Here is an 8852-nt window from a genome sequence, read left to right on the forward strand (position 1 = left end):
GACGTGACAGTCGACCTGGACGGTGTTCCTGATGGCTACAGAGCCATGGACAATCGAGAAGCGTTGAAAGTGCTGATCAGACCTTAATCAACTGGGTGCTGTTCACAAAAAAAGTACACTATCCCCAAAAAAGCAGTCTGAACTCCCTCGCTGATGCGGGGCGTTCAGACTGCTTTTATTTATTTGGAAAAATTATTTTTATTTGGTTTCGCTGGTATCAAGCTCTTTTTTGATTCTTGGCGGGCGCGTTCCCCAATATTGGAAGAAATCGGTACGCAATCTGCCGTTGTAGAGTTTGCGTTTTTTCGTGGCTCTTTCGCCGTAGAATTCTTCAAAAAGCAATTCGCTCGTCAGGATGTATTTGCTCCATGTCTTCAATGGACGGAAAACTTGGCCCATCTCTTTGTAGAGTATCTCGATCTCTTCCTGATCGGAAAGTCGCTCGCCGTATGGCGGGTTGCAGACGATCGTGCCGTATTCCTTGGTAGTCGTGAAGTCGGCCAAAGCCAATTGTTTGAAAGAGACATAATCCGCAACACCTGCTTTTTCGGCATTGCTCTTCGCTATGGCAATCACGTGCGGATCGATGTCCGAACCGCCGATGTCCAACTTCACATCGAAGTTCGCGGCAGCTTTTGCTTCATTGCGGATGCGATCCCATAAACCTTCTTCAAAAATGTTCCATTCTTCGGAAGGGAAGGAGCGCTTCAATCCAGGAGCGATATTCAGGCCGATCAGAGCCGCTTCGATCGGAATCGTGCCGGAACCGCAAGTCGGGTCATAGAAGGGACGGTCAGGGAACCAATTCGTCAACATCACCAAAGCGGCTGCCATATTTTCCTTCAAGGGTGCGCCGCCTTTTTCGGAACGGTAACCGCGTTTGAAAAGGCTGGAACCGCTCGTGTCGATCGTCAGGATCACTTCATCTTTGTTGATGGCCACTTCGATCGGATAGAGTGCGCCGGATTCAGGCAAACGGGTACGGCGGTGGTAATATTCGCTCAGACGGTTGACGATGGCCTTTTTGACGATCGCTTGGCAATCAGGGACACTGTACAAAGTCGATTTTTGCGATTTGCCGGAAACAGGAAATTCCGCATCCATCGGAAGGATTTGTTCCCATGGCAAAGCTTTTGTTTGTTCGAAAAGGTCATCGAAAGTTTTTGCTTCGAATTTGCCGAACACGATTTTGATGCGGTCAGCGGTGCGCAGCCACAGGTTGGTGGTGATGATGTCCGCTTCTGTACCGGAGAAGTAGGCTTTGCCGTTCTCGACCTGGACGTTGTAGCCCATTTTTTTCAGCTCATTGCCGGTGATGGCTTCGATGCCGCTTGCGGCCGTAGCCATTAATTGATATGTTTTCATTTATTGCTCCTTATTGTTTTGCCTTAGAAATTGCCGGATAATGCACGAAAAATGGGACAAAAATTAGCTTGTCCCATCCTCGATCGTATTCTTTTTGAAGAAAAAAAGCCTGATTTGTAAATTTCTGTAAGCCATGTTCTGTCGCGCCATCGGAGCCAGGCCTCTGATGGCGGAGGTAATTATCTATCTGCATTTCTGCCTCTTTCCCTCGTTCATTTCCTTGGAAAGAGTGCCCCTACCAAAGTTTGGGTTGCTCGCTCGAGGGGTTTACCGCGTTCCACCAGAAAGGTTTCCCCGTCTGCTTCGTCACTGTGGCACTTTCAAGAATACTCAGGCATAGGCAGAGCCCTTAGCCTTTTTTTCTGCCGTCAATCTCTCGATTGCCTTAGCTTATTGTTTCGCTAAGCACGAACACTACAAGCATCTCAGCTTGTGCGAGCATGGACTTTCCTCAGCCTCCATAAAGGAGACCGCAATTACCCGAAATTTACAAATGTTTTTTGATGCTAGTTTGCTTCTTCGTTTGTTTCATCCAGTTTTGAACCGAATACATGTTTCTCCAAGTTGGAAAGGCGTTTCAGAATATCAAAATTCGTTACACCGCTGCCGACTGATGATACATTTGATTGGGTCGGCTTAGCTAAAACTGCTTGCTTCGTCAACTCATCCACACGGCTCATCAAACGTTCATTTTCGCTTTGAAGATAAGAAAGGTCTTTTTGATAAGATTCATAATCTCTTATGATCATATCCAGATATTCATCGACTTCTGCAACGTTATAGCCTCTCATAGCGCTTTTGAATTCTTTTTGCAGAATATCTTTAGTTGTTAGATTTTTATCTGCCATATTTGCACACCTCGTTAGTTGTCCTTGTTACCTAAACAGTATAGCATAAAATCGTAATATTAATAAGCAAATATTCTAATCAACATCATATCAGGCTTTTCGCATAAACTCAACCTAAATTTTTATTTTCCCCGCCGGTTAGTGAGGCAGCCAGAAATGTTTGGAAAGCCTAATAGGGCATGGCTCCTTGAAAATTGATGATGATGTAGTGCTTGTTTCCGGATTTGGTTGTCGTGATGGATAAATTTTCATTAAGAACAGGCTGCTTGCCGAATATCTCCAACAGAAAGCTCTTGAAGACCTTATCCGTTTTGGATTGCAGTACCTCTTTGAAGAGTTCGCTTTTTGTAGCCGGATCGATGCCGTCTTCGAAAATGATTTTTTCATCCGCTGTGAGATAGTCCTCAGCCAACAGTATTTCAGCCCTTCGACCGAATGGGATCTGGACTTTCAAGCTGTCTTTGTATTCTGTTTTCTGGTAATCACGGGCGATGCGCGTCACTAAGTAATCGATGGATTGTCTGATCTCTGATTGTTCTGTCATGAAATATCCCTCCAACTTTTTGCCTGACCTAAATATATCACAAACCGCCCCTTTTATAAATCGTTCCCTGCATGTCGCGGGTCGGTTTACGGCTAATTATTTGCTGATGCATAGCCCGGAATATATCTTTTTCTCATTATTTGCTACAATGGATGGAGAGCGTCATCCGGAGGCGGCACAGAGCCAGTAAAGCTCTGCCGAAATGAAGGCACGAGGAGGAAGAAAATGGACAAAAGTATGATCGATAAAATCCACGAGGAATTGGAAGAACAGCACTTGCCTTGCGAATGGCGATTGGAGTGGCATAAACCCTTCCATACAGTCGAAATTGTGTTATTATTAGAAGTCAGTTATCCTCCAGACAACAGTATTTCTGATATATTCGGCCATTCGAATCATGAAGATCGGTTCGTTTTTGAAGATTCCGTTTTGTTCTATGATCGTGCATCCTCAAAAATCAAAACGGAGGAGTATTTGACCGGCATCCCATTCGATCGGAAAAAAGGGATCCAAGGCGGATTGGCCGAAGCAGTGGTCAAGAACATACGCCTGACGGTTGGCGAAGCTAACAGCAAACTCAGGGATTTTCTGAATAATGAAGGAGACTCCAGCTTCGAATTGCATTGGAATGAGCTGAATTTTATGCAGACAATTGAAACACTGAAGGAACTAGGTAGATATGATGAAACGTATTATCGTTATCCTTGATGATAGGAAAGGTGATTGTAAATGGAATGGAATGAAGTGAAGGTTGTGACTGCTACCGAAGCAGTTGAGGCTGTATCGAATATATTGATGGAAGCCGGTGCGAAAGGCGTCGCGATAGATGACGAATTGGACTTCGTCAATCTGCAGGATGACGGTTTCGGCCAGATAAAAGAGGAACGTGCGTTGCCTGAAGAAGGGCATGCCGTTTATATCATGGCTTATTATCCGAACAATGCGGGTTTTCAGGACACTGTGTTGTTCATCAAAGAACAGCTGGCGGAGTTGGAAAAAATTGATCTGAAGATCGGGAAGAATGAGCTGCAGATCAACCAAGTGAAAGAAGAGGATTGGGAAAATTCCTGGAAGGAATATTTCCATCCGATCCGCTTGACGCGTTTTCTGACGATCGTACCTTATTGGGAAGAATACACGCCTGAAGATGAAAAAGAAATGTTGATTCAATTGGATCCAGGGATGGCCTTCGGTACCGGCACGCATCCAACCACGCGTCTGTCCATCGAAGCACTCGAAGCAGTGATGCGGGGCGGCGAAAAAGTGATCGATGTCGGAACCGGGTCAGGCGTGCTGAGCATCGCAGCCAAGGCAATGGGCGCGGACACAGTCTATGCTTACGATATCGATGAAATCGCAACACGCGTCTCCAAAGAGAACATTGCTTATAATGCTTATGCTTCGGACGTCATCGTCAAAGAGAACAACCTTTTGGTAGGGATCGCTGATCAAGAAGCGGACATCATCGTTGCGAATATCCTGGCGGAAATCCTGCTGCTGTTGCTTCCCGATGCCTACAAGAATCTTAAGGATGATGGCTATTTCATCCTTTCGGGCATCATCGAATCGAAGAAAGCGGAACTGATCGCTGCTTTGATCAGCAATGGCTTTGAAATCGAGCAAGAAAAGCAAATGAAAGATTGGGTCTGCCTGATCTGCACTAAAAATCTGGAGGATTGAAGCATGCAACGATACATCATTCCGCCTCTAACAAGAGATTATCAAACGCAGCCGATCATTTTGTCGGATGATTTCCATCACCATATGGTGCATGTGATGCGCATGAAGCAGGGGGAGCAGGTATATTTGGCCGACAATTCAGGCATTTCGTTCGTTGCGGAACTCATCGACATATCCGCAAATACGGTCAGTTTGAAGTGGGTGGCTGATGAAGACCGCTCAACGGAACTTCCGGTCAAGATTACAATTGCCTGCGGTTTGCCGAAGGGCGACAAGCTGGAATATATCGTACAGAAGGGCACAGAGTTGGGCGCGGCAGCCTTCATCCCTTTCGCAGCAAAAAATGCGGTTGTGAAGTGGACAGCGGACAAAAGCGCAAAAAAACAGCAGCGCCTGCAGAAAATTGCGAAAGAGGCAGCGGAGCAATCGCACCGCCAAAAAGAGCCTTTTGTGCATCCTGTCCACAACCTCAAAGAGTTGTTGGCGGAAGCGGAAAAATACAGTAAAGTATTGATTGCCTATGAAGAGGATGCAAAGGCCGGTGAGGGCAGCATCTTGGTGAACACACTGGAAAATCTTGAACCAGGCGATTCGTTGTTGTTTGTGTTTGGGCCTGAAGGCGGATTAGCGCCGGAAGAACTGGCGGCATTCAGACAAGCCGGCCATAAGAGCTGTGCTTTGGGACCGAGGATTTTGCGGGCTGAAACAGCCCCTTTATATGCGTTGGCGGCAGTATCCTATGAAATGGAATTAAGAAAAGGAGCGGATAAAAATGGTTGAAAAATTAAACAAATATATCGATCACACTTTATTAAGACAAGATGCGACAGAGGAGGAAATCAAAGCCCTTTGCGAAGAGGCGAGGGAATATGACTTCAAATCCGTCTGCGTGCAACCCTACTGGGTCAAAAAAGTAGAAGCCTTCCTGACCGGTTCGGATGTGCTTGTCTGCACCGTCGTGGGTTTTCCGCATGGCGCCAATACAGCAGAAGTGAAGACTTTCGAAGCGAAACAAGCGGTTCAGAACGGTGCCGATGAAGTCGATATGGTCATCAACATCGGAGCTTTGAAGGATGGCAATTACCAAACAGTCGAACATGAAATCGCAGCTTTGGTCGAAGCCGTCAAAGGCAAGGCAATCCTGAAGGTCATCATCGAGACGTGCCTGTTGACCGATGAAGAGAAGGTCATCGCTTGCCAGTTGGCTCAAAAGGCAGGCGCCGACTTTGTCAAGACATCCACCGGTTTTTCAACAGGTGGCGCAACATTGGAGGATATCGCACTGATGCGCAAGACAGTCGGTCCTGTGATGGACGTAAAAGCAAGCGGCGGTGTGCGCTCGTATGAAGATGCATTGGCCTTCATCGCAGCCGGCGCAACGCGTTTGGGCACTTCCAGCGGCAAGAAAATCGTCGAAGGTTGGCTTGCGGCCAAATAAATGCATGGGGTGCTCCGTTTGCATCCGAATAATTAAATAATCAAGTAACCTTGAGTGACTGCTTTTTTATGAAGCTGTCCTTCAAGGTTTTTTTATGGTGCTTAAAGCTTGTGAACAGGGGATAAATGTTGATGGCGCATCGTTCCGATTTAAAGTATAATAAAGGGAAATATATTTTCTTTTTTGTTTGCAAAATATGATATATTCAGCAGCTTTTCCGTTTGCGGACGGAATCGCAGTAAGTAAATACATAATCTTAAGAGTCAGGAGTGACAACATGCCGAAAATCAAAACCTATTCGCCTGAAGAGGTTGTGCAGCTATGCGCGGAATATATGAATGAAACCCATGTGGCATTTGTCCAAAAAGCGTGTGATTTTGCCAGGGAAGCCCATAGCGGACAGATGCGCAAGTCCGGCGAGGAGTACTTCGTTCATCCGACCCAAGTCGCAGCGATATTGGCAGATTTGAAATTAGATCCAGAAACGATTGCAACGGGATTTTTGCATGATGTTGTGGAAGATACAGAATATACATTAGAGGATATCGAACGGGAATTCTCCAAAACCGTAGCCATCTTAGTCGATGGCGTCACGAAATTAGGGAAGATCGAATACAAGTCGCATGAGGAACAACAGGCCGAAAACCATCGAAAGATGTTGATGGCTATGGCGAAGGACCTGCGGATCATCATGGTGAAGCTGGCGGACAGATTGCACAACATGCGCACGCTGAAATACCATAAACCGGAAAAACAACGGACCATATCCAATGAGACACTGGAAATTTACGCACCCTTAGCCCACCGCTTAGGGATGAACCGGATCAAATGGGAATTGGAGGATACGTCGCTCAGGTATCTGAATCCGCAGCAATATTACCGGATCGTTCATTTGATGAACAGCAAACGCGATGAACGGGAACTGTACATCAAAGATACGATCAACAAAATCAAAGATTCGATCGATGAATTGGAAATTGAAGCCGACATCTACGGCAGACCGAAGCATATCAACTCCATCTACCGAAAAATGAAGGACCAAAAGAAACAGTTCACGGAAATCTACGATCTGTTGGCTATCCGCGTCATCGTCCATTCCATCAAAGATTGTTATGCCGTTTTGGGGGCCATCCATACAAAATGGAAACCTATGCCGGGCCGCTTCAAAGACTATATCGCCATGCCCAAAGCGAATATGTATCAGTCACTGCACACGACCGTCATCGGGACGCAGGGAACACCCGTAGAAATCCAAATCCGCACAATCGAAATGCATCAAGTCGCAGAGTATGGGGTTGCGGCGCACTGGGCATACAAAGAAGGCATCACCAAAAAAATCGATCCGGATAAAATGCCCCATCAGATCGATTGGTTCCGCGATCTGATCGATCTGCAGGATGATTCCAAGAACGCCAGCGAATTCGTCGAAAGCGTGAAGGAGGATATTTTCAAGGACAAGGTGTATGTCTTCACTCCGAAAGGCGATGTCGTGGAATTGCCATCCGGTGCCGGTCCTTTGGATTTCGCTTATAACATCCATACCGAAATCGGACACAAAACCATCGGGGCGAAAGTCAACGGGAAGATTGTCCCTTTGAATTACAAGCTGCAGAATGGCGATATCATCGAAGTGATGACATCCCCGAACTCATTCGGTCCAAGCAGGGACTGGGTCAACTTGGTTTCCACAAGCAAAGCAAAAAATAAAATCAAACGCTACTTCAAACTGCAGGACCGCGATGAACATGTGATCAAAGGCCGGGATATGCTGGAAAAACAATTGACGGAAATGGAGTTTTCGCCAAAAGAGTTCCTTACGAAACTAGCGATCAAAGATTTGTTGAATCGCTTCAATGTAAATTCGGAAGATGACCTCTATGCCGCCATCGGCTTCGGCGAACTGTCTGCGTTCATCGTTTCGAACCGTTTGACCGAGAAAGTTCGCCGTGAGCGGGATAAACACAAAGCGGAACAACAGTTGGACACGATCGAGCAAAAAACAAAAAAAGATAATCCTAAAATGAAGATCCGTCATGAAGGCGGCGTAGTCATTCAAGGTGTGGACAATCTGCTCATCCGCATCAGTCATTGCTGCAATCCGGTCCCGGGGGATGAAATTGTCGGTTACATCACGAAAGGGCGCGGCATCTCGGTCCATCGGAAAGATTGCCCGAATGTTCAGGTGTCCGGAGAGCACGGTGACCGCTTGATTGATGTCGAATGGGAAGATACCGGCACATCCAATATCGATTACGAAACCGAATTGACGGTCGAGGGCTACAATCGCTCAGGTCTGTTGAACGAGATTTTGCATGTGGTGAACACAATGACCAAAAATCTAAGCAGCGTAAACGGGAAAGTCGACAGCAATAAAATTGCGGTCATTACGTTGAAGATCGGGATCCAAAATTTGAGTCAACTGGACAAAATCGTCGATAAAATCAAAAACATCCCGGACGTCTACACTGTCAGAAGGGTCACATCCTAATCAAAATGAATCGAGGAAAGATATGCGTGTTGTGGTACAGAAAGTGACGGAAGCATCCGTCGCGGTTGATGATGAACTCATCGGGGAAATAGGAGAGGGCTTTATGCTTTTGGTCGGCATCGGCAAGGATGACACACATGAAGACGTGCACTACCTCGTCCGCAAAGTTTCAAATCTCCGGGTTTTCGAGGATGAAGAGGGCAAAATGAACCGCTCCTTGAAGGATGTGGAAGGAGCCATTCTTTCCATATCCCAGTTCACTTTGTTCGCTGATACAAAAAAAGGCAACCGCCCAAGCTTTACCAATGCAGCCGCTCCAGAAATGGGGGAGGCGCTTTATCAAGCGTTCAACGAGCTGTTAAGAGCGGAAGGGTTCTCTGTGGCATCGGGTAAATTCGGTGCGCACATGTCTGTCCGTTTGAACAACGATGGACCCGTAACCATTCTCATCGATTCCAAAAACAAATAACAGAGCCGGCAGCTTGAACC

General features: G+C 46.4%; 9 protein-coding genes and 1 other RNA gene. 6 read left to right on the top strand and 4 right to left on the bottom strand.

What is annotated here, in order from left to right:
* Positions 1-198: 198 nt before the first annotated feature.
* From WBV27_RS04740 to WBV27_RS04755, 4 genes are all read right to left on the bottom strand, one after another.
* Positions 199-1365 carry a THUMP domain-containing class I SAM-dependent RNA methyltransferase gene (locus tag WBV27_RS04740; protein ID WP_424199890.1) on the bottom strand — a complete coding sequence of 389 codons (1167 nt, stop codon included), beginning with the start codon at positions 1363-1365 and terminating at the stop codon, positions 199-201.
* Between the two features lie 122 nt (positions 1366-1487).
* Positions 1488-1853, bottom strand: an RNA gene (gene rnpB, locus WBV27_RS04745) — RNase P RNA component class B.
* A gap of 18 nt (positions 1854-1871) precedes the next feature.
* Positions 1872-2213, bottom strand: coding sequence for a cell division regulator GpsB (gene gpsB, locus WBV27_RS04750; RefSeq protein WP_068559682.1), 342 nt, complete (start codon positions 2211-2213; stop codon positions 1872-1874).
* Between the two features lie 169 nt (positions 2214-2382).
* Positions 2383-2757, bottom strand: coding sequence for a hypothetical protein (locus tag WBV27_RS04755; RefSeq protein ID WP_119093676.1), 375 nt, complete (start codon positions 2755-2757; stop codon positions 2383-2385).
* Positions 2758-2982: 225 nt separating this feature from the next.
* Here WBV27_RS04755 and WBV27_RS04760 point away from each other — a divergent pair, with 225 nt between their 5' ends.
* The 6 genes from WBV27_RS04760 to dtd all read left to right on the top strand — a co-directional run bounded on the left by WBV27_RS04760 (position 2983) and on the right by dtd (position 8832).
* Positions 2983-3465, top strand: a complete 483-nt coding sequence (locus tag WBV27_RS04760; RefSeq protein ID WP_106449439.1) for a DUF3013 family protein — start codon at positions 2983-2985, stop codon at positions 3463-3465.
* Between the two features lie 21 nt (positions 3466-3486).
* Entirely contained in the window at positions 3487-4437 is a 951-nt protein-coding gene (gene prmA / locus WBV27_RS04765) for a 50S ribosomal protein L11 methyltransferase (RefSeq protein WP_424199894.1), read from the top strand.
* 3 nt (positions 4438-4440) lie between these two features.
* On the top strand, positions 4441-5217 hold the full coding sequence (locus WBV27_RS04770) for a 16S rRNA (uracil(1498)-N(3))-methyltransferase (RefSeq protein ID WP_424199896.1): 777 nt from the start codon (positions 4441-4443) through the stop codon (positions 5215-5217).
* A complete protein-coding gene (gene deoC, locus WBV27_RS04775; protein ID WP_424199898.1) occupies positions 5210-5875 on the top strand; it encodes a deoxyribose-phosphate aldolase in 666 nt (221 codons plus the stop codon). The genes WBV27_RS04770 and deoC overlap by 8 nt, the downstream gene beginning before the upstream one ends.
* A gap of 277 nt (positions 5876-6152) precedes the next feature.
* A complete protein-coding gene (locus tag WBV27_RS04780) occupies positions 6153-8363 on the top strand; it encodes a RelA/SpoT family protein (RefSeq protein WP_424199900.1) in 2211 nt (736 codons plus the stop codon).
* 22 nt (positions 8364-8385) lie between these two features.
* Complete coding sequence (gene dtd / locus WBV27_RS04785) at positions 8386-8832, top strand: D-aminoacyl-tRNA deacylase (RefSeq protein WP_424199902.1); 447 nt, start codon at positions 8386-8388, stop codon at positions 8830-8832.
* Positions 8833-8852 lie beyond the last annotated feature (20 nt).

The sequence above is a fragment of the Trichococcus sp. genome, from assembly GCF_049589555.1.
Classification (GTDB): Bacteria; Bacillota; Bacilli; order Lactobacillales; family Aerococcaceae; genus Trichococcus.